The sequence below is a fragment of the Alistipes sp. D31t1_170403_E11 genome, assembly GCF_015553985.1.
Taxonomy (GTDB): Bacteria; Bacteroidota; Bacteroidia; order Bacteroidales; family Rikenellaceae; genus Alistipes; species Alistipes montrealensis.
In genome coordinates, this window is sequence record NZ_JADNHQ010000006.1 from 111,146 (window position 1) to 132,943 (window position 21,798).

General features: G+C 59.3%; 16 protein-coding genes. 10 read left to right on the forward strand and 6 right to left on the reverse strand.

The features are described from left to right. Positions 1-73 precede the first annotated feature (73 nt). A complete protein-coding gene (locus I2E69_RS12480) occupies positions 74-439 on the reverse strand; it encodes a DUF3127 domain-containing protein (RefSeq protein WP_195461561.1) in 366 nt (121 codons plus the stop codon). 49 nt (positions 440-488) lie between these two features. After that, positions 489-710, reverse strand: coding sequence for a hypothetical protein (locus tag I2E69_RS12485; RefSeq protein ID WP_195461562.1), 222 nt, complete (start codon positions 708-710; stop codon positions 489-491). Here I2E69_RS12485 and I2E69_RS12490 point away from each other — a divergent pair. The 10 genes from I2E69_RS12490 (at position 709) to I2E69_RS12535 (ending at position 18,157) form a co-directional block, all read left to right on the forward strand. Next, the gene (locus I2E69_RS12490; RefSeq protein ID WP_229095501.1) at positions 709-1,584 is read left to right on the forward strand and encodes an endonuclease/exonuclease/phosphatase family protein; all 876 of its coding nucleotides are present in this window, start codon (positions 709-711) and stop codon (positions 1,582-1,584) included. The genes I2E69_RS12485 and I2E69_RS12490 overlap by 2 nt on opposite strands. A 45-nt stretch (positions 1,585-1,629) precedes the next feature. Further along, positions 1,630-2,724, forward strand: a complete 1,095-nt coding sequence (locus I2E69_RS12495; RefSeq protein ID WP_195461563.1) for an SGNH/GDSL hydrolase family protein — start codon at positions 1,630-1,632, stop codon at positions 2,722-2,724. Positions 2,725-2,856: 132 nt separating this feature from the next. Then, complete coding sequence (locus I2E69_RS12500; protein ID WP_195461564.1) at positions 2,857-3,447, forward strand: RNA polymerase sigma factor; 591 nt, start codon at positions 2,857-2,859, stop codon at positions 3,445-3,447. After that, the gene (locus tag I2E69_RS12505; protein WP_195461565.1) at positions 3,444-4,427 is read left to right on the forward strand and encodes a FecR family protein; all 984 of its coding nucleotides are present in this window, start codon (positions 3,444-3,446) and stop codon (positions 4,425-4,427) included. The genes I2E69_RS12500 and I2E69_RS12505 overlap by 4 nt, the downstream gene beginning before the upstream one ends. A gap of 101 nt (positions 4,428-4,528) precedes the next feature. Further along, the gene (locus I2E69_RS12510) at positions 4,529-8,056 is read left to right on the forward strand and encodes a TonB-dependent receptor (protein ID WP_195461566.1); all 3,528 of its coding nucleotides are present in this window, start codon (positions 4,529-4,531) and stop codon (positions 8,054-8,056) included. Between the two features lie 13 nt (positions 8,057-8,069). Further along, complete coding sequence (locus tag I2E69_RS12515) at positions 8,070-9,884, forward strand: RagB/SusD family nutrient uptake outer membrane protein (protein ID WP_195461567.1); 1,815 nt, start codon at positions 8,070-8,072, stop codon at positions 9,882-9,884. Positions 9,885-9,899: 15 nt separating this feature from the next. Continuing rightward, positions 9,900-10,826, forward strand: a complete 927-nt coding sequence (locus tag I2E69_RS12520; protein WP_195461568.1) for an endonuclease/exonuclease/phosphatase family protein — start codon at positions 9,900-9,902, stop codon at positions 10,824-10,826. Positions 10,827-10,856: 30 nt separating this feature from the next. Beyond that, complete coding sequence (locus tag I2E69_RS12525) at positions 10,857-12,740, forward strand: PKD domain-containing protein (RefSeq protein WP_195461569.1); 1,884 nt, start codon at positions 10,857-10,859, stop codon at positions 12,738-12,740. A gap of 158 nt (positions 12,741-12,898) precedes the next feature. Continuing rightward, positions 12,899-15,535 carry a zinc-dependent metalloprotease gene (locus I2E69_RS12530; RefSeq protein WP_195461570.1) on the forward strand — a complete coding sequence of 879 codons (2,637 nt, stop codon included), beginning with the start codon at positions 12,899-12,901 and terminating at the stop codon, positions 15,533-15,535. A gap of 12 nt (positions 15,536-15,547) precedes the next feature. Continuing rightward, on the forward strand, positions 15,548-18,157 hold the full coding sequence (locus I2E69_RS12535; RefSeq protein ID WP_195461571.1) for a zinc-dependent metalloprotease: 2,610 nt from the start codon (positions 15,548-15,550) through the stop codon (positions 18,155-18,157). A 62-nt stretch (positions 18,158-18,219) separates the two neighbouring features. On the opposite strand, the gene I2E69_RS12540 is transcribed toward I2E69_RS12535, so the two are convergent. The 4 genes from I2E69_RS12540 to I2E69_RS12555 all read right to left on the reverse strand — a co-directional run. Then, entirely contained in the window at positions 18,220-19,473 is a 1,254-nt protein-coding gene (locus I2E69_RS12540) for a Gfo/Idh/MocA family protein (protein ID WP_195461572.1), read from the reverse strand. Positions 19,474-19,481: 8 nt separating this feature from the next. Further along, entirely contained in the window at positions 19,482-20,366 is an 885-nt protein-coding gene (gene tatC, locus I2E69_RS12545) for a twin-arginine translocase subunit TatC (protein WP_229095502.1), read from the reverse strand. A 33-nt stretch (positions 20,367-20,399) separates the two neighbouring features. Then, positions 20,400-20,603, reverse strand: coding sequence for a twin-arginine translocase TatA/TatE family subunit (locus tag I2E69_RS12550; protein ID WP_195461573.1), 204 nt, complete (start codon positions 20,601-20,603; stop codon positions 20,400-20,402). 160 nt (positions 20,604-20,763) lie between these two features. Further along, positions 20,764-21,798 (reverse strand): DUF1080 domain-containing protein (locus I2E69_RS12555; RefSeq protein ID WP_195461574.1); only part of this gene is annotated, 1,035 nt, incomplete at its 5' end.

Consider the following 21,798-nt stretch of genomic DNA (forward strand, 5'->3'; position numbering starts at 1 on the left):
CAGGCGGGCGGATTCTTGCCGAACCCGGATTCCGTGTTTTGGGCAGCCTTCTTTCAGCCCCTCCCCTCCGTATTTAGAACGGCAGGTCGTCGACCTGCGCCGGCGACGACGCATAGGACGGTTCCTCGGCGATGGGCGGCATGTCGGGCATCGGGGCGGCCCCTGCGGTCTCCTGCTTGGGTTGCAGACGCCATGCGCGGATGTCGGTGTACCAGCGGCCGTTGTATTCGCGCGACTCGACGTTCACCGAGACGTTGTAGGTCGAACCTTCCTGCAGGCGGGCCACGTCTTCGGGTTTGTTGAAGAATGTAACGCAGATTTTACGCGCGAACGAACCTTCGTTCATTTCGAAAACCACGTCCTGACGCTGCCACTCACCACGTGCCGACGTTCCTTTCGTCACGGGCAGTATTTTGAAAACTGTTCCTTCGAATTCCATAGTATAAATCGGGTTTATTTTTCACAAAGGTAGCAATTTTTCGGGACAATCAGAGTCTTTTCTGCGGAAAAAAACGTTTGCGTCTCCGGTTGCCGCCCGCAAGTTCCGGTGCTGCTGCCGACAGCTTTTCTCGAAGACAGGCCCGGGTGCAGGGCCGTGTACCGGCCTGGTTTACGATGCGTTGCAACAAACGGCGGTTCGTTGGCTGTGTAAAAAAAGCAGAAAGGAGTTTGCACATTTTCGCTTTTTTTCGATTATCTTTGCTCATCATGAAACAGTTACTGCTTTTTATCGCGCTGCTGGGGCTGGCGATGCCCCTGCGGGCGCAGGACGACAAGGCGCTGGCCGCCGCTGCGGCGAAAGCCGACCTGAAACTGATGTCGTTCAATATCCGTTACTACAAGCCCGGCGCCGACGGCGATAACGGCTGGGTTGCGCGCCGCGCCGCCTGCCTGGAGATGATCCGTGCGGAGTCGCCCGATGTCGTCGGGTTTCAGGAGCCGCACCGGCCCCAGATCGACTACCTGAAGGTCAACCTCCCCGAATACGCCGAGGTCGACATGGGGCGTGACGCCGCGACCGACATCGAAAAGAAACCCGACGGCGGCGAGCATCTGATGATCATGTACCGCCGTTCGAAATACGTTCTCGTCGACAGCGGATTTTTCTGGATCAGCCCCACGCCCGAATGCCCGTCGCGGGGCTGGGACGCCATGTGCCGCCGCGTCACGGTATGGGTGCGGCTCAAAGACCGGAAAACCGGGAAGGAGTTTTTCTATTTCGACACCCATTTCGACCACGTCGGCAAGCAGGCCCGCGTCGAATCGGCGCGGATGGTGGTTGCCCGGATGAAGGAGATTGCCGGGGAAAAGGCCGCCGTTTTCCTTTCGGGCGACCTGAATACGACCTACGACAATGCCTTGCTCGACCCGCTGAAGGCGTGGATGCAGTCGGCGCGCCATGCGGCTCCGGTGACCGACGAACTGCCGACGTTCAACGACTTCGGCAAACGTTCGCTGTGGATCGATTTCATCTTCGGCCGTAACGCCCGTGTGCTGGCTTACCGTACCCTTACCGACTCCGAACGCTACGGCGTGCCGTTCCTTTCGGACCACAATCCCGTCTATGCACTCTACAAACTGTAAATCCGGCCGTCGGCTGATAATTCCGATACAACCAAACTCGCATAAATGATGAACTTTCCGAAGATTTTCCGCAGCCTCGCGCTGCTGTCGCTGTTGCTGGCGTCGAATATCGCCGGCGCGCAGGCGAAGGCTCCGATCCGTTATGTCGACGCTTCGACGCTGACCGTTATCGGCAAGACCATGCCTACGCCCAAACTCTACCAGCGGGTCGATACCGCACGCTACGAGTTGTGGCAGCCCGTAAAGAATTATTCGGCCTTCTCTACGGGGCTGGCCGTCGTCTTTAAAACCGACAGCAAAAACATCCGGGCCCGATGGAAAACCGGCGGCTACGGACTGGGCCACAACATGACCGCCATTGCCCGCAAGGGCCTCGACCTCTACATCGAGCGCGGCGGGGAGTGGGTCTACGCCGGTTTCGGATGGCCCAAGGGCGACAACCACGACAGTGCGCTGGTCGAATATATGGACGAGGGCGAGAAAACCTGCCTGCTGTACCTGCCCCTGTGGGACGAGGTGCTGTCGCTGGAGGTGGGAGTCGACGAAGGCAGCCGCATCGAGGCTGTTCCCAACCCGTTCCGCCACCGGATCGTGGTGCTCGGGTCGAGCATTACCCACGGAGCTTCGGCCGGCCGCCCCGGCATGACCTGGACAGCGCGGCTGGCCCGCGAAATGGGGCTCGATTTCCTGAACCTCGGTTACAGCGGGCAGTGTAAGCTGCAACCCGAGTTTGCGCGGATGCTGGCCGAAATGGAGGCCGATGCCTTCGTTTTCGACGCTTTCTCCAACCCGAGCGCCAAGGAGATCGACGAACGGCTCGACTCGTTCGTAGCGACCGTCCGCAAGGCGCATCCCGCCACGCCGCTGATCTTTATCCAGACCGAGGTCCGCGAGACCGGGAATTTCAATCTCCGGGCCCGGAAGTTCGAAGAGGACAAGCGTGCTGCGGCTGAAGCCGGCATCCGGCGGCTGATGAAGACCGACAAGAACATCTACTTCATCGACTCCGAGGGGATGATCGGCTCCGATCATCTCGGAACGGTCGACGGTTCGCACCCTTCCGACCAGGGTTTCATGTACATGACGCGCCACCTCGAACCGCAGCTCCGTAAAATTTTCCAGAAATACGGAATCCGCTGACCATAGGCTGAAAGTTGTAAAATTGAAATTAATGTTATCTTTGCCGAAAAGATAACCTTTTGCCTGGACCGGCGGCTCTCCGCGTTCCGATACCTGCCGCTGCACTTGGCCTGCGCTGTCTATGCCATAATTATGACTGAAAATTTCATCCCGGAAAACCAAGATCAGGAGCTGTTCCGACAGATCAAACAGGGAAGCGAAGAGGCTTTCCGGGAGGTCTACGTGAAGTACCACCGGATACTCTATGCCGTGGCCCTGAAGATGCTGAAGGATAACTCCGCCGCGGAGAATGCCGTACAGCACGTTTTCGTGAAACTGTGGACCGGGCGGCAGGACATGACCGTGATGCTCAGCCTGAGGAACTACCTCTACACGATGACCCGCAACTACATTCTCAATTACCTGCGCAGCCGCAATACCGAACTGGTGCACAGCTACCGCCTGGCGCAGCTTATACCCGTAGCTTCCGATCCGCTCGATGCGCAGATCGAACGCGAAAATCTTTCGGAGGTGCTCGATACGGTGATCGCCGGACTCCCGACCCAGAAGCGGCAGGTTATGTACCTGCGCAAGGCGGGCTATTCGAATCCCGAAATTGCCGAGATGCTCAACCTTTCGGTCAACACCGTCCGTTCGCACTACCAGGAGGGTGTCAAACTCCTGAAAAGCCGGCTCGGCCATATTATCCTGTTAATCGTTACTTTGCAAACCCTATTTTTATGAACAGACCTTCGGAAGAACTATTGCATAAGACGCTCGAAAATAGCGCTACCCCTGCGGAGGCTGCTTTGGTTGCCGAATGGCTCGCCACCGATTCGGGCCAGGCGTGGGCCAGCCGCTACATCGGCCGCGACTTCGACCGGCAGGAGGAGTGCGGTGATTATGAACAGGCCGAGGTCGCTTCGGACCGCATCTTCGCACGGATCAAATTGGCCCTCACGCGCGGCCGCCGCCGGCGCATCCTTTTCCGGGTTGCCGCTGTTGTGATTCCCGTCGCGCTGATCCTGGCCGTTGCCTTGCGCCTCGACCGGCAGGTAGGGGGCATCTTCTCGGGCGCAGAGTACAGCGAATTCGTCGTCGACCGGGGCCGGCGTACACAGTGCCTGTTCCAGGACGGCACGGTCGCCTACCTTAATTCCGAGTCGAAAATCCACTATCCCGTGAAGTTCGGGTTGTTCGAACGCCGCATCCGCCTCGAAGGCGAAGCCTATTTCGAGGTGAAGCACAACTCCCGGCGGCCGTTCGTCGTGGAGTTCGAAGGCGGGGAAATACAGGTCCTCGGCACGTCGTTCAATGTCAAGGCCTACCACGGCGACGACATCGTCGCCGTAACGCTCGACGAGGGCCGTGTGGTGCTCGACAACCGTCACGGCGGGCGTTTCGAACTGGCGCCTTCGGAACAGTTGCTTTACGACCGTCGCTCGGGCGAGGGGCGGATCGTCCGCGGCGCCGACGCCATGCGTTATTCGATTTGGAAAGACGACGTGATCTCGTTCCGCGATACGCCCCTTGCAGAGGTGCTCGAAATCCTGTCGCGGTGGTACGACGTACGGTTCGAAATAGACGGACAGCCCGATCGCCCCATATCCTATACGTTTGCGACCGACAATACGCTGCTGGATAACGTATTGCGCGAAATGGAACTGATCTCCCCGGTACGCTTTGAACGCTCTAAATCCGAAATAAAGGTTAGCTTCAGATAAAAAAAAGAGTTCCGGCTCATCGTTTTTTCCCGTTTGCGTGTCTATTATACGAAAAGCGCGCAAACGGGCTTTTTAGTAAACAACTACCTAAACTAATCTGTATGAAACGAATCAGACTACTATTTCTGATGCTGCTTTGTGTTGCCGGGACCGCTTTGACGGCCCGGGCGCAGAAAGTGACGTTGAATTTCCGGAATGCCAAGCTCGAACAGGTATTCGGGCGGATTACCGAGCAGACGGGCTATACGTTCTACTATGCGCGTCCGACGGTCAATCCCGACAAGGTCGTCAGCATCGCCGTCGAGGATGTCGACGTGCGGGCGGCCCTGAAACAACTGTTGGCAGCCGACAAGGTCGAGATTGAAATTCGCGACGGCAAGATTTACCTCTCCCCTCCGCAGCGGAAAGCCTCTTCGTCGCAACCCGTTAAAGGCGTCGTCAAGGATGCCGCGGGGCAACCTGTGATCGGCGCTGCGGTGATTGTCAAGGGCACGACCCGCGGTGTGAGTTCGGGAGCCGACGGCTCGTTTTCGTTCGACGACCTGGCGGGCAATGCCGTACTGCAGGTCTCGGCGTTGGGTTACGCCGCCGCCGAAATCCCGGTCGGCAACCGCTCGTTCGTCGCGGTGGAACTGAAAGAGGATGCCACGCTCGTCGACGAAGTGGTGGTCGTGGGCTACGGCACGCAGAAGAAGGCCAACCTGACGGGCGCCGTCGACCAGGTCTCTTCGGAACTCCTGGAAAACCGCCCCGTAGCCAACGTCACGCAGTTGTTGCAGGGCGCTGTTCCCAACCTCAATATCTCGTTGGCCGACGGTAAACCCAACCGTTCGGCGTCGTACAACATCCGTGGTAAAACGTCGATCGGCGCAGGCGGCTCGGCGCTGGTCCTGATCGACGGCGTCGAGGGCGACCCCGCGATGCTCAACCCCAACGACATCGAGTCGGTGTCGGTCCTGAAAGACGCCGCTTCGGCAGCCATCTACGGCTCGCGCGCTCCTTACGGCGTAGTGCTTATCACCACCAAGGACCCGGGCAAACTCACCGACAAATTCACCGTCAACTACACGGGCAACGTGGCTATCCAGCAGCCGACGGCCGTTCCCGATGTCGTGGACGACGGCTATGTCTATTCGCGTCTCTTCTACGACGCGTGGTATAATTACCGTTTCAACGAACCGACGGGTTTCAACAACTCGCAGGACTTTTCGCGTGCGTGGCTCGATACCTTTCGCCAGCGCAAACTCGCGGGCAACAAACTCGAAACGACCGTCGATCCCGACGGCAAATACGTTTACTACGGTAACACGAACTACTACGACGCGCTCTACAAGGATACGGTGATCGCCCAGACGCACAACGTCTCGATCAGCGGTTCGAACGGCAAAATCAGCCACTATCTTTCGGGGCGTCTCTACGACTACAACGGCCTGTTCAATTTCACGCCCGACACCTACCGTACGATGAACCTCCGTTCGAAGGTCTCTTCGCAGGTATTCAAGTGGCTGAAAATCTCCAACAACTTCGATTATACGCACGACAAGTACCGCCAGCCGATGGGCTACTCGAAGGAGGGCGGCGGCGTGCTGTGGCGCTCGGTCAACGACCAGGGACACCCCTCGTCGCCGATCTTCAACCCCGACGGTACGCTCACCAAGTCGGGAGCTTACGCCGTCGGCGGCCTGGTCACGGGCAACAACTGGCTCGACCGCACGACCAAGACGCTGAAAAATACGACGACGCTCAACGTCACGATGCTCCAGAACCGCCTGCGCCTGACGGGCGACTTCTCGTTCCGTACCAAGGACTACACCGAGACCAAGAAGACCACGGCTATCCCTTACAGCGCTTACGAGGGTGAAACCATCTACCTCGGTACGCCCGAGACCGACGACGTGATGAAAGAATCGTTGCAGTTGACGACCTATATCGCCACCAACGCCTATGCGGAGTTCGAGGATACTTTTGCTGAAAAGCACTATTTCAAGGCATTGGCCGGCTACAACTACGAACAGCAGGACTACAAGTCGACCTATTCCGAGCGCAACGGCCTGCTGATGCCCGATGCCGGCAACATCAATTTCGCCCTGGGCGACGTGATGTCGATTACCGGCGGCGGCAGCCGTTGGCGTTACGTGGGCGCTTTCTTCCGCCTCAATTATGCCTATGACGACCGCTATCTTCTGGAAGTCAACGGCCGTTACGACGGCTCGTCGAAGTTTCCCAACAATTCGCAGTGGGGCTTCTTCCCCTCGGCGTCGGCCGCCTGGCGCGTTTCGCAGGAGAAGTTCTGGGACGTAAGCCCCAAGGCCGTTTCGAACCTCAAGCTGCGCGCCTCCTACGGTGCGCTGGGCAACAGCAACGTCGATCCCTACACCTACCTCGAAACCTTTGGCCTGTCGACCTTCGGAACCGGTTCGGGCGATGCCGCACGCTACCTCTTCGGGCAGGCCAAACTGCGTTACACGAGCCTTCCGGGGCAGATTCCCGACAACATCGGCTGGGAGACCTCGAAGACCTTCGACGTGGGCCTCGACGCAGGTTTCCTGAACGGACGCATCAACCTCACGGCCGACTATTACATTCGCAAGACGGTCGACATGTACACCGTGGGCCCGACGCTTCCCGACACCTTCGGCGCTTCGGCTCCCAAGGGCAACTACGCAGACATGAGCACCTACGGCTATGAAATCTCGCTGAGCTACAACGATTCGTTCAAGCTGGCGGGCAAGCCCTTCGATTTCGGTATCAAAGCCACGCTGGCCGACTACTATTCCGTCATCGACAAATACAACAACGCGGCCCGCAAGCTGGGAACCGGTGCCTACCAGTATTACGAAGGTATGCGCGTCGGCGAAATCTGGGGCTTCGTCTGCAACGGACTGTTCCAGAACCAGGCCGAGATCGACGCGGCATTCGGCGGCAAGGGCTACACGAACAGCATCATGCAGACCTCCGAGAAGTATATCACCTATCCGGGCGACATGCGTTTCGAGGATTTGAACGGTAACGACGCCATCGACCGCGGCAGCGATACGGTCGATGACCCGGGCGACCGGAAGATCATCGGCAACTCCGATCCGCGCTATCTCTATACGATCTCGCTGAATGCTTCCTGGAACGGGTTCTTCCTTTCGGCGCTGTTCGACGGCGTGGGCAAGCAGCAGTGGTTCCCCAGCGACGAGAGTCTTTTCTGGGGCATGTACAACCGTCCCTACAACCAGGTTCCGACGTGGCATCTGCAAAACTACTGGACCGCAGAGCGCCCGAACGCCTACCTGCCGCGTTACGTGGGCTACTACGGCCCGATGAACGCCGGTACGGCCAACATCAATACGCGCTACCTGCAGGACGTGTCGTATATCCGCCTGAAGAACTTCCAGTTCGGCTACGAACTGCCCAAACGGTGGATTTCGAAGATCGGCCTTTCGAAGGTCTCGGTCTACTTCTCGGGCGAGAACCTCTGGAGCTGGTCGCCGCTCTACCGCTATACGAAGGACTTCGACGTGACGGTGGCCAACAAGAAGTCCGACACCGACCTCCAGACCTCTTCCTCCGACAACAAGGGCGACGGACATAACTATCCCGTGATGCGCAGCTTCAGCTTCGGCATCTCGATCACCTATTAAATTGTTTCGTGCTATGAAAAGATCAACCTATATATGGAGTCTGCTCGTGGGCTGCGTTGCGTTCGCCACTTCGTGCGACCTGACGGAGAACGTGCAGGTGAAGGCCGACAAGTCGATGATCTTCGGATCGAAATCGGGCCTCGAACTCTATTCCAACTCCTTCTACAAAGCCCTGCCGACGCTCAAGAACGGTTTTATGCAGGACAAAATGTGCGATGTAGGGGCTGTCAGCAATACCGACACCTTCATCAAGCAGGGAGCCTACAACACCGAGACTGCGACCAGTTGGAGCTGGGGGACGCTCAAGAACGTGAATTATTTCATCGACGGCTGCAACGATCCGAAATACTGCACCGTCGACGCCGAGACGCGCGACAACTACCTCGGCATCGCCCGCTGGTTCCGCGCGTGGTTCTACTACGACAAACTGACCACCTACGGCGAAGTGCCCTGGTTCCCCAACGACATCCAGTCCTACCAGAACGACGTGATGTACAAGGAGCGCGACAGCCGCGACGTGATCATCCGCAACCTGATCGCCGACCTCGATTTCGCCTACGAGCACATCCAGGCCACCTCGTCGACCGGAAGTTCGACGCTCACCCGCTGGGCCGCCGCAGCGCTCAAGTCGCGCGTCTGCCTCTTCGAAGCGGCTTACCGCCGTTACCACAACCTCACGGGGCTCGAAATGACTCCCGAGGAGTTGTATCGGGAGGCCGCCAAAGCCGCAAAACTGGTGATCGACAACAGCGGGTGCTCGCTCAATACCGCCGCCGGGAAGAAGGGCGCCTACCGCGACCTGTTTTACAGCGAAACGCCGCTGACGCAGGAGGTGATCCTCGCCGTCTGCGCCAACGAGAAGTCGGGCATCTTCGGCGAGCAGAACTGGTGGTTCAACGCCCGCTCCTACGGGCTCTGCTGGAGCCTTGTACGCTCGTTCGTCCATACCTACCTCAAACAGGACGGCACGCCTTTCACCGCCGTGCCCGGCTACGGGGCCAAGTCCTTTGCCGAGGAGATGGAGGGGCGCGACCTGCGCCTCGAACAGACCGTCCGCGGGCGCAGTTTCCTGTGGGACGGCAAGGCCGCCGTCGCCGACATCAAAAACCTTTCGCTCACGGGTTACCAGGTGATCAAGTACACGCTCGACGAGTCGAAGTACGACGGCGGTGCGAAGAACATCAACAGCATTCCGCTGATCCGCTATGCCGAGGTGCTTTTGAACTATGCCGAGGCGCAGGCCGAACTAGGTGTGCTGACCGATGCCGAATGGGCGTTTACGATCGGTGCGCTGCGCAAGCGCGCCGGCATCACGGGCGGCACGGAGTCGCTGCCTACGGCTGTCGACAGCTATCTGCAAAGTACGTTCTATCCCGACGTGACCGATCCCGTGCTGCTCGAAATCCGCCGCGAACGGGCCATCGAACTCGTTGCCGAGGGTATGCGCTTCGACGACCTGCGCCGCTGGAAATGCGGTTCGCTGATGGAAACCCTGCCGTGGACGGGCATCCACATCCCCGGGCTGGAACAGCCCGTCGATGTCAACGGCGACGGGGTGAACGACTATTATTTCACCGAAGGTGAGGTCGCGTCGGCCCCCGCGTCCTATAAGAATATCGCCATCCGCGTCAACCAGGACAACGTGGGCCTCTATGCCGAGCCGAATGCCGCAGGAGGCTGCGACTTGGTCTACAAGACCGGTGCGGGCGACCGTTACTGGTATCCCGACGGCCGCCAGTACCTCTATCCGATTCCCGCCAAGGTGATCCGGGATTACCGAAATGCCGGTTATACGATCTCGCAGAATCCCGAGTGGAACAACGAATAAATAAAAAGCCAGACCATGAAAATATTCCGTTATTTACTGACGTTTTCGCTGAGTTTCGCCTTCGTTTTCGCTGCCGGGTGCAGCGATCCGAAGCCCGATTACTCGGAGTTTTATAAGCCTCAGCCCGGCGACGGGCCGGAGGAGCCGATCAATCCCGGCCTTGAGGACAATCAGTTGAAGGTCATGTCGTTCAATGTCCGTTACAGCGCGGGCGACGACGGCGCGAACAGTTGGGACAACCGCAAGAAGGCCGTTCCGGCGATGTTCGCCGACCAGCAGCCGACGGTGCTCGGCGTACAGGAAGCGCGCCTCGACCAGAAGACCTACATGGACGAGAACTGTGCGGGTTACAAGAGCGTAGGCGTGGGCCGTACCGACGGCAAGAATGCCGGCGAGTTCATGGCCATCTACTACCTCGGCGATGCCGTGAAACTCGAAAAATGGGGGACTTTCTGGCTCTCCGAGACACCCGACACGCCGTCCGTAGGCTGGGATGCCTCGACCTACCGCACGGCAACTTGGGCCTTGTTCACCCACTACAAGTCGGGCCGCAAGTTTTTCTACGTCAACAGCCATATCGACCACGTCGGTCAGGTGGCGGCCCAGAAGTCGATGGAGTTGATCGAGGCCAAGATGAAATCGCTCAATCCGAACAACTACCCGACGCTGCTGACCGCCGACTTTAACAAGATGCTGGACAGCCCGATCTTCGACGGTGTGAAGAAATTCATGCTCGACGCGCGCACGAACGCTCCCGTTTCCGACAACAAGGCGTCGTTCAACAATTTCGGAGGTACGACCAACTATCCGCGCATCGACCACATCTTCAGTTCGAGTTCGGGATTCACGCCCCTGCGCTTCGCTACTATCGACCAGCGTTACGAGAAGGTTCCCTACATTTCGGACCACTATCCCATCGTGGCCGTGCTGGAGTTCAAGTAAACAGATAGCTAAAACTCAAAACCGATTGAAATGAAACGATTTATCTATATGCTGGCCGCTTTCGCCCTTTTGGGGGCGACCTCCTGCCAACCGGATGCGGAGGTAGCGGTCCATGCCGGTTTTACCACCGACAAAGAGTCCTACGACGTGGGCGATCCGGTCGTGATCACCAACACGTCGACGGCTGAGAATGCCCTGATCGCCATTTACAAATGGGAACTGGGCAAAGGCGTCGTCTCCTATGAAACCACTCCGGAGAATATCTCCTACGACCAGGCCGGGGAGTATGTCATCAAACTGACCGTCACCTCCGACCGCGGGGTGAAGAAATCGTCGTTCGAAAAGACGATCGTCGTCGTGGACAACAACATCCGGCCCGTGGCCGACTTCAGTTGGTCGCCCGAGAAGGTCGTGGCCGGGGAACCCGTGCAGTTCACCGATCTCTCGACCGATGAGGACGGCGAAGTGGTGGCTTGGGAGTGGAAATTCGGAACAACGACTTCCGACAAGCAGAACCCCGAGTTCACCTTTGCGGCGCAGGGTTCCACGGAGGTTTCGCTCACTGTGACCGACAACAAGAAGGGGCGCAATACCAAGACGGTGACCATCGAGGTGGGCCGCGGCGCCATCAACCTCGACCTGCTTTGGTCCTATCCCTACGACGATACGAAGGACGCCTACGTCTATGGTACGTCGCCCGCGGTCAGCCCCGACGGCGAGTACGTCTATGTAACCTCGACGGGCTATTCGCTGGTCTGCTTCACCAAGGCGGGCGAGCGCCTCTGGGCCTTCGACATCGGCAAGGACGGTGCTTCGGCTGAGAACAACAGCGGTTCGATCAAGGTCCAGTCGCCGACGCCTTCGGTCGACGCCGACGGTACGGTCTATGCGCTCGCAGGCTTCAACGAGCCGAACAAGGGCCAGGGCGGCAGTGCATTCTACGCCGTCAGCGGCGGCGCTTCGGGCGGCTCGCAGTTGTGGTATACGAATACGGGCGTGAACACCTCTTTCCGCTTCCTCTCGCCGGTCATTACGGAAAAATACGTGATAACGCTCGACCGCAACGCGCCGTCCAACCAGCTTCACGTCTATGATAAACGGTCGGGTGCGCTGGTTGTCAACCTGCACTGCAACAGCGGTTCCTACGGCGGTCTTCTCGCCCTGAAGAGCGGGATCATCGTTGCCGGAACGGGCGGTAAATACGGCTCGCGCGTGCTGCTGCCCAATGGTGAAGGCGTCTGGAAATACCTGTCGCCCGACGGAACCAATGCCGGATACGGCTACAACTATGGCTGGAAAGACGAGTCGAACGGAAGCCAGCCGGCGGCCGACGTTTCGGGGAAGGTCTACATCCTGTATAAAAATAGCAGCGGGGTCCAGATTCCCACCACGACCAAAGCCATTGTCTATTGCTACGACACGAAGAAGGCCGCAGTCGGGGTTCAACCGGCTCCCGAATGGGTGTGCGGCCTCAAGGGCGACTGCGGACAGTCGGGCATGGGTGTCGTGCTGGGCGAGGACGGCACGGTCTACGCCGCGACGCAGAAAACGGGCGATGTCGCCGCCCACGTCACGGCCATCTCCCCGATGGGTTCCGTCGTTTGGGAACATGCCGCCGACGGAGATATCAACGGCGTTCCGGCCGTCGACGACCAGGGTTATGTTTATTACAATGACAAGACCACGGGCAAGCTGGTGAAGTTGCGTCCGACGGACGGTTCGCGCGTGGCGGAGATCAAACTGGCCGACGAACTGCGTTCGTCCCCGGCGATCTCCTCCGACGGTACGATCTACGTCAGCGGCATGAAGGACGACAAACCCACCGTCTTCGCGGTGAAGGGCTCGGCCGAAGGCTGTGCCGCGTCGTGGTCGCAGTTGGGAGGCAACCCATCCAAAACCGAGTATATGTACTGATCCGCTGAGAATCAGGGATGAGCGGGCCGTGTCGTAAGACGCGGCCCATTTTTTTTCGGTCGTCGTGTATGTCGTTTCCGGGCAAATCCCCTCTTTATTATAGACCGGCCGCAAGACCGGGACGAAAGAACCTCGAACACAATTCTAAATTTCAGCAGATGATCCGAAAACTATTGGTGCTGTTGCTCTGCTTCACGGCTGTGACGGCAACGGCTAAAAAGCCCAAATCCTCCGCTTCGAAGAAGACGGAGAGTTCGGCCGAGAAACCGAAGGAAAGCGACTATGACAAACTTTTCAAAGAGAAACACACCGTTGCCGACGGCATGTTCCGCCTGCACGATGTCAAGGGGAAGCTCTATTTCGAAATTCCCGATTCGCTTTTCGGCCGTGAGATGCTGCTGGGATCGACCATTTCGGAGGTCTCGGACAACGCTGCCGCGACGACCGGTTCCAAGTCGGACTACCCGCTGCACGTGGTCTTCACGCGTAACGACCGCTCGGTCCAACTGCGGACGGTCAACTGCGAGAACATCACCGACGAGGTGGGGGCCTCCCGCGCACTGGCCGAGGCCGTGAAACGGAACACCGCCGACCCCATCCTGCGCAACTACAAGATCGAAGCCTGGAACAAGGACAGCACGGCCGTAGTGGTCAATGCTACGGACCTGTTCGTGGCCGACGTGGCGGAGATGTCCCCGTTCTCGGCCTACGGGCTTTATACGGCTTTCGAACTCAAGAAAACCTTCCAGAAGGAACGTTCGATGCTGGGCGAAATCAAGGCTTTCAGCGACAATGTGGTGATACGCAGTACGCTGAGCTACATCTTTTCGCTCAATCGCGGCCGCACGACGCTCGTCAAGGACCAGCCGCTGACGGCGGTGATGACCCGTTCGCTGGTGTTGCTGCCGCGCGAAGCCTACCGTCCGCGCATCACCGACAGCCGCATGTCGGTTTTCCCGACCGGCAAGGTGCTTTTCAGCGAGCGAGAACAGCGCGCCAAGGTGATCTACTACGCCCACCGCTGGCGGCTGGAGCCGTCGGACATGGCTGCGTGGAAGCGCGGCGAGAAGGTCGAGCCGAAGAAGCCGATCGTCTTCTACGTCGACAACGGATTCCCGGAGATGTGGAAAAAGCACATTTTCGAGGCCGTCGACCAATGGAACGAGCCTTTCGAACGTATCGGGTTCAAAAATGCCATCACCGCGAAACCCTATCCGGCGGACGATCCCGAATTCGACCCCGACAACATCAAATACTCCTGCATCCGCTATGCCCCGATCGCCATTGCCAACGCCATGGGTCCCTCGTGGGTCGATCCGCGCAGCGGCGAGATACTCAACGCCTCGGTTTACGTCTACCACGACGTGATGAAGCTGCTGAACAACTGGCTCTTCGTTCAGACCGCGCAGGCCGACGAGCGGGTGCGCGCCGTGACCATCCCCGAAGAGGTGATCGGCGACGGGCTGCGCTATGTGCTGGCCCACGAGGTCGGGCACTGCCTGGGTTACATGCACAACATGAGCGCTTCGGCGGTGATTCCGGTCGATTCGCTGCGCTCGCCGTCGTTCACGCAGAAGTACGGCACGACCACTTCGATCATGGACTATGCCCGTTTCAACTACGTGGCCCAGCCCGGAGACCGGGAGCGCGGCGTACGGCTCACCCCGCCGCGCTTCGGCCTTTACGATTATTATGCCGTGAAATGGCTCTACACGCCGCTGCCCGACACGGCGACGGCGGCCGACGAATATGCCGTCACCTCGAAATGGATGACCGAGGCGGCTGTCGATTCGGTCTACCGTTTCGGGAAGCAGCAGTTCAGCCGCTCGATCGATCCCCGCTCACAGTCGGAGGACCTGGGAGACGACGCCGTGAAGGCCTCGACCTACGGCATCGCCAATCTGAAATACATTCTGGGCAACATGAATGCCTGGATCGGGGACCAGGACCCCGATTTCTCCCAGCGGCGAACCCTTTACGATGAGCTCCTCACCCAGTATATCCGCTACCTAAACCACGTTCTGGCTAATGTCGGCGGCATCTACTTCGCCGAGAAGATGGAGGGCGATCCGGTGGAGGCCTACCGTAGCGTGCCGCGCGAACGCCAGCGTGAGTCGCTGTTGTTCTGCCTCGCCCAGCTCAAGGATCTGAAATGGCTGGATAATGCCGAACTGATGCGCAACATGCCGCTGATGGTTTCGCCTGCCGAGTCGATTGCCGCCTCGCTGGTGGCCGTGGCGGTAGCCGCTCCGGCGCGCGTGGCCCTGAGTGCCGCACTGGCCGAAAAGGATGCCTACACGCCCGGGGAGTGCCGTAAGGATGTTTACGATTTCGTATGGGCCCCGACGCTGAAAGGCCGCACGCCCGACCCGGTCGAGATGATGCTCCAGCGCGAATACGTCCGCAGCCTGAGCCTCTCGGCCGGGCTGAAATACACCGGAACGGGAGCCCGCGAGGAGAAGAAAATCGTCTCCGACGAAGGATTGATCCCCGTTCCCGCCTTCCTGGAGGAGCATGCGGCCCGCACGGCGGGGCTTACTGCCTGCGGGGGATGTTGCTGCCACGATCCCTTCGAGGCGTTCTCCGCGGCGCACCGGGTCGATACTGCGCCGCTGCTGGGTTACAGTTCCCCGCGCCTGAACTACTACGATCCCCGCAATACCGAGGCCGGGGATTATGCCGCCTTGCTGAAACTGCGCGCGATGCTCCGCTCGAAGAGCACGTCGTCGACCGGCGAAGCCCGCCTGCACTACGAACTGTTGTTGCGCAACATCGAGAAAGCGTTGAAAAAATAACTTCTCCGGATTATGATGAAACTGTTTAAAATAGCTTTTCTTTCGCTGCTGGCGGGGATGCTGCTGCCCGTAGCGGCCCTGCCGGTCCGGGCGGCCGGTGCGGCCGTCGCGGAAGCCAAGGCGAAGGAACCGAAACGCGGCAAGAAAAAGAAGCATGAGGCGGATACCGTCCGCAAGACGACTCCCTACGAAAAACTGTTCAAGGATAAAAAGGTCCGAACCGTCCGCGGCGGCGGGCTGACCCTGCACCTGGTCGAGGACAAACTCTACCTCGAACTGCCCGATTCGCTGCTCGACAGGGGACTGATGATTACGACGATGATCGAACGCACGGGCGATCCCGGCGACGGACTGGCCCTCCAACAGCCTGTGCCGCCTTATATGGTCGAATTCAGCCGTAGTGCGAGCGACACGCTCCTCTACATGCGGGAGTTCGCTCCCGTGGTGATCGTCGACGGCAGCGCCGCGATGCGCGAGGCTGTCGACCGGAGCAACATCGGCCCGATCGTGGCTTCGTATGCCGTGAAAGCCCGCACGCCGGACAAGCAGGCGGCGGTCGTTGACCTGACGGCGCTTTTTGTCGGCGACACCAAACGCCTGCGGCCCATCGACCCCGACGGCGGCAATACCTACGGCGGCTGGATGACGGCCAAGGCCGAATACAAGAAGGACCGCTCGATGCTGACCGGTGTGACGGGCGGGAACGGGTGCGTGTCGGTGGTGGGGGAACTTTCCTACGGCACGACGGTCAGTTTCCTCGGGTTGCTCGACCTGTGGACCGACAAACCCCAGTCGATTGTCGCTCGCCGCACGCTCCGCCCGCTGGGTGATCCCGAACGGCGGATGCGCCTCTGCGACCAGCGGTTAGGCCTTGCGGCCAAGGCGGTCAAACGCTTCTCGGACAAGGAGCAGGAGGCCAAGACCGATTATTACGCCTGCCGCCGTTCGATTCTCGACAGCGCCGGGAATGTGCGTCCCGTGGTTTTCTACGTCGACACGGCCTTCGACGCTTCGGCCTATGCTGCCGTCGAACGCGGTATCCTGCTGTGGAACGATGCTTTTGCAAAGATCGGTTACAAAGACGTTATCCGGGTGGAGCCGTTCCCGGCCGATCCGGCTTTCAACGACAACAGCCTTTACAACAACTGCGTGCGCCGTACGGGAACTTCCAATTCGGAGCTTTATACCGCTTCGTGGGTCGACCCGCGCAGCGGCGAGATTCTCGGAACGGATATCTTCGTACCCTTCAATTTCACGGCTGCGATCCAGCACCAACTGCTTCTTACGCTGTCGGCCGCCGATCCCGAGGCGCGCACCACGCAGCCTTCGGCCCGGCAGGTCGCCGACGCCCTGACGGCTTCGATTGCCCGCCGCGCGGCTTCGGCTTTGGGGGTGATGCCCAATTACGCCGCTTCGTCGGCCTATCCGACCGACTCGCTGCGTTCGCCCTCGTTCACGCAGGAAAACGGCCTGGCGGCGTCGATCACCGACGATGTTTTCTACAACATCCTCGCGCAGCCGGGCGATAAGGAGCGCGGAGTGAAACTGGTGGCCGATGCATTGGGACCCTACGACTATCTGGCCGTAGAGTGGCTTTACAAGCCTGTTCCGGGAGCCGCGACGCCGCAGGACGAAGCCCCGGAGTTGCGCCGCTGGCTCGCCGCGAAAGAGGGCGATCCCCGCTATTTCTTCGCGCAGTATGCTTCGGGGGCTTACGACCCCCGTGTGGGCACGGAGGACCTCGGCGACGACCTGTTCAAGGGCGTAGCCCTCCAGCTTGCCAACCTGAAATACGTTGCCGAACATGGCGACGAGTGGCTTTCGGGTCGTGACGGAGATTACAAGTTTCGCGAAGATCTGCTCATGGAGATGGTCCTGCGGGTCAATACGCTCTCCTCGCAGTTGATGCGCTACATCGGAGGCGTCTATATGAATCCGGTTTACGAAGGGTCCGTACAGCCGGCCTGCACGGCCGTGCCGCGCGAGGTGCAGCAGCGTGCCCTGCGCGAGGTACTTGGCCTGACTGCCGGCCTCGACTGGATCGACCGGCAGGGGGTGTCGAAGAATGTCTACAACCGCGTGCTGGCGTGCGAATACCTCCAGCGCCGTGCCGCACGGGCTTTGCTTGAAAAACTCGGCAGGCTGGACCTTGCGGTTTCGAAGAGCGATAATCCCTATACGGCCGACCGCATGGCGAAAGACCTCATCGTCTGGTTCGAAGAGCAGTTACGTTCGCGCGAACCCCTCACGGCCCATGCCCGCAATTTGCAGCAGTCGCTGCTCAAGTCGACGATTTCCGTTGCCAATGTCAAGGGTAAGGAGACCTCCGGATCGGGCAGCGCCTTTGCACTGGCTGACGATGACGACCTGCTCTGGGCCGCATCGCCCGAACGCGGGGCCGACGACCTTGCGCCGCGCGGCCTCGGCGGCGAACGGGCGGCTGCTTATGGTTACCGGGCGCCGCGTGTGATTCCGGCTTTCAGGGAACACCTGTTCTACGGCTTGCTGCTCGACATGAAAGCGATGTACCGGCGGGGAGCTGCCTCGGCCCCGTTGGCCGATACGCGCAGTTTCTGCCGTTACATGGCCGACCAGATCGACCGGGTGCTGACGATCGAATAATCCGAATACGAAAAAGCGGGCTGTAACTTCAGTTACAGCCCGCTTTTTTTATGGTCGGCCGGTCAGCGCTCTTCGAGGATGACGGTCTGCCCCGTAAGGCGGCTCCGCTCCGCCTCGAAGCAGATGCGGTGGCTTTCGACCGAGTTGCCGATCGTCGTACGGAAATGGTGCTCCCGGCGGCTGAGTGTGTCGACGAAATCTTCGACCAGGTTGAGGTCGGCCCCGGCGTGGAAGGGCTTGCCGAGGATGCCCGAAAAGTCGTAGACCTGTTCTTTCCCGCCGCGGAATTTGCGCACGCGCAGCGTGCGTTCGTCGCCGTCGATCTCGCCTGCTGTCAGCCGGATGTGGGTTTCGCGCTGGTCGCCCAGCGTGAAGGCGTCCATCGAGAACGAGATCGTGACGGCGTTGTCCATTTCCATCGAGACGATCTGGTGGTCCACCACGTCGTTGTCGCAGCGAAACACGCACCGTCCGTAGTCGCCCGAACGCAATTCACGGAGAATAACCTCGTCGAGCGTCGAACCTTCGGGAATGTCGAAATTCGAAATCCAGTCGCGGCGGTTGTAGTAGAGGTCCACGGCCGAATAGGGGCACTCCTTTTCGAGCGGGCAGTCGATGCACCGTGCGGTACTCCCCGCTGGGGCGTTCTCCGCGCGGAACCAGCGCAGCGACCCGAACGACGAGAGTTTTCGGCAGCGGGCTTCGGTGAGCCACAGCAGGAAGTCGATGTCGTGGCAGCATTTCGAAATCAGCATCGGATTGGTGATCTCCTCCCTGCGCCACATGCCGCGGACGAATCCGTGTGTCGTGCGGTCGAGCCCCACGGCGGCGAGGTGGCTGATCGAGATGATTTCGCCCAGTTCGCCCGAATCGACGATCTCCTTGATCTTGATGAAATAAGGGTGGTAGCGAAGGACATGGCAGACCCCTACGATGACCCCTTTGCGCTGCGCCGCTTCGGCGATCCGGCAGCATTCGGGCAGCGACTGGGCGATCGGTTTTTCGAGCAGGACGTTGTAACCCGCTTCGATGGCCTTCATGCAGGGTTCGAAGTGCATGTTTTCGGGCGTACCGATCAGCACGGCGTCCGCCGGGACGGGATTTTCGAAAAAGAGGTCGTAATCGGCGAAACAGCATTCGGGAGCCAGCCCGAATTTCGCAGCGACGGCATGGCGGCGGATGTCGTTGAGTTCAGCGACGCCCACTAATTTCAGCCGGTCGGGGTTCCGGACCGCATATTCCAAATATTTGTTGGTGCGGTTGCCTGCTCCGATGGCTACGATCGTGATTGGTTTCGCTTCGCCCGGTCTCTCCATCGTTCCTTCTATTCCGCGGGTTCCGGCTGGTCTTCGTGGCTGCGGTTGCGCTCGGTCCGCGATGCGAGCTTGATGCTCAGTTCATAGAGTCCGTACAGGGGCAGGATCACCAGCACCAGACTGAAAATGTCGGGCGGGGTGATGATCGCCGCGACGACGAGCAGCACGACGAAGGCGTGGCGCCTGTATTTGCGCAGGAACGTTGCCGAAACCAGTCCCATGCGGGTCAGGAAATAAATCAGCAGCGGCAGCTCGAACATGAAGGCGCAGGCCAGCGAGACGACGATGACCGTCGAAAGGTAGTCGCTGATGTCGAACATGTTGGTTATGGCGGCGCTGGCCTGGTAGTTGGCGAAAAAGTTGATCGACAACGGCGCCATGACGTAGTAGCCGAACAGCAGCCCCGAAAAGAAACACAGCGATACGCAGAAGACGAACCAGTGGGTTCCGTCGATCTCCTTCGGCGTGAGGGCCGGGCGCACGAAGCGCCAGAACTCCCACAGCGCATAGGGCATGGCGAGGGCGATGCCCGTCACCAGCGATGTTTTCATGTGGAGGTTGAACTGTCCCGACAGCGAAGTGTTGATGATCGAGAAACGGTCGTTCGCAATGCGGAAGGTTTCCGGATTGGAGTCGAACGACGTGCCCAGCACCCCGTTGATCCATTCGGCGATATGCGCCCACTGGGCGCCGACCCACGTCAGCATCCGGTTCGTAGGGAAGTCCGGGCTTTGGGGGCCGAACAGCACCGTGTCGATAATGAAGCTCTTACAGAAGAAGGCCACCAGTCCGATGACTCCGATTGCCATCACACCCCGCACCAGATGAGGGCGCAGGGCGTCGATGTGCTCGAAAAAAGTCATCTCCGACGGCTCTGGATCCTTTTTTTTCATGTTCAGTTTTTTGCCGCAGCGGAGTTGTGGTGATTATTCGTTTTTGTCGGAAACGGATTTGTCCCCGGGTTTGCTGTCGTCAGCCGTATAGTCTTTGTTGACGGCATCCTTGAATTCTTTGACGCCACGGCCCAGTCCGCGCATCAGTTCGGGAATTTTTTTACCTCCGAAGAGCAGGATGACTACCAATACGATTACGATGACCTGTCCGTAACCGATCGCGCAAGGGATAAACATAAGTTTTTTCTTTTAGGTTTCTTATTCGGAATTCGATAACGCCGGAACTCTGTCCGGCCTATTTTCCGCAAATATAACACTATTTTTGCGATTCGCTGCACTTGCAGGCCGGGAAAACCCGTCCGAATTTCGGACGGGTTTTCTCCGGACCGTGTGCAATTTACTTTATTCGCTTTGGTGCAGGCAGTTCCTTGATGCGGATGTTGCGGAACTTGATGCCTGCGCCGTGGCCGAGCAGGCCGATGTGGCCCGAGGTGTTGAAAAGTCCGGGGTGGTTCTTGTGGTCCACGGTGTAAGGGTTCACCTTGGCGCCGTCGGGCGCTACGTTGTGGCCCTGGCAGGCTTCGCGGATGTTGCCATCGAGAATCACCTCGCCGTTGACCGTCACGGTGATCCGATCGCCCACGGCGCGAATCTCCTCGACGTTCCAGGTTCCCAGGGCGGGGAATTTCACGCGTTTGGCCGGGATGATGCCGTAGACCGACCCGTGCTGCTGGTAGACGCGCAGGTTTTTGTAGATCGGCGCATCGTGGTCGAGAATCTGGATTTCCATGCCGTGGTAAGCGGCGTCGACACCCATCGGCGTTCGGATGCCGATACCGTTGTTGACGCCCTCGCGGTCGAATGCGAATTCGAAACGCAATACGAAATCGTCGTACTCTTTCTTGGTGTAGAGGTTGCCCGAGCCGCCGTATTGCGCCGTCACGTAGATCGTACCGTCCACCGGAACGTAGTTGGTGGTGTTGCCGGTCCACTTGTGCATCGACGTGCCGTCGAAGAGCACTTCGAAACCCTCGGCGGCCTCTTCCGCCGACAACTCGAAGCGCGGTGTGGCGGGCAGTTCGTTGATATACATTTCGCGGAAGCTGACGGGCGCACCGCCGGCGATCAACAGGATTTGCCCCTTGGCATATGCCGGAATTTCGCGGTTGCAGGTGTTTTCGAGGATGACGTTCTCGCAGGTCGTGACGCCGTTGAGGATGACCGTTACGCGGTCGTTTACCACTTTTACCTGCATCGTGTTCCACTCTCCGGGCTTGTTCGCGGCCGCCTTGGGCGCGGTGTTGTCGTGGAGCATGTTGCCCGTCAGGGCTCCGGAGTTTTTGCCGCCGAGGGCGATCTGCGGAATGGCCCTTACCGCGATACCGGCCTCTCCAGGAGTTTTCCAGTCGAGAATCATCTCGAAGTTTTCGTA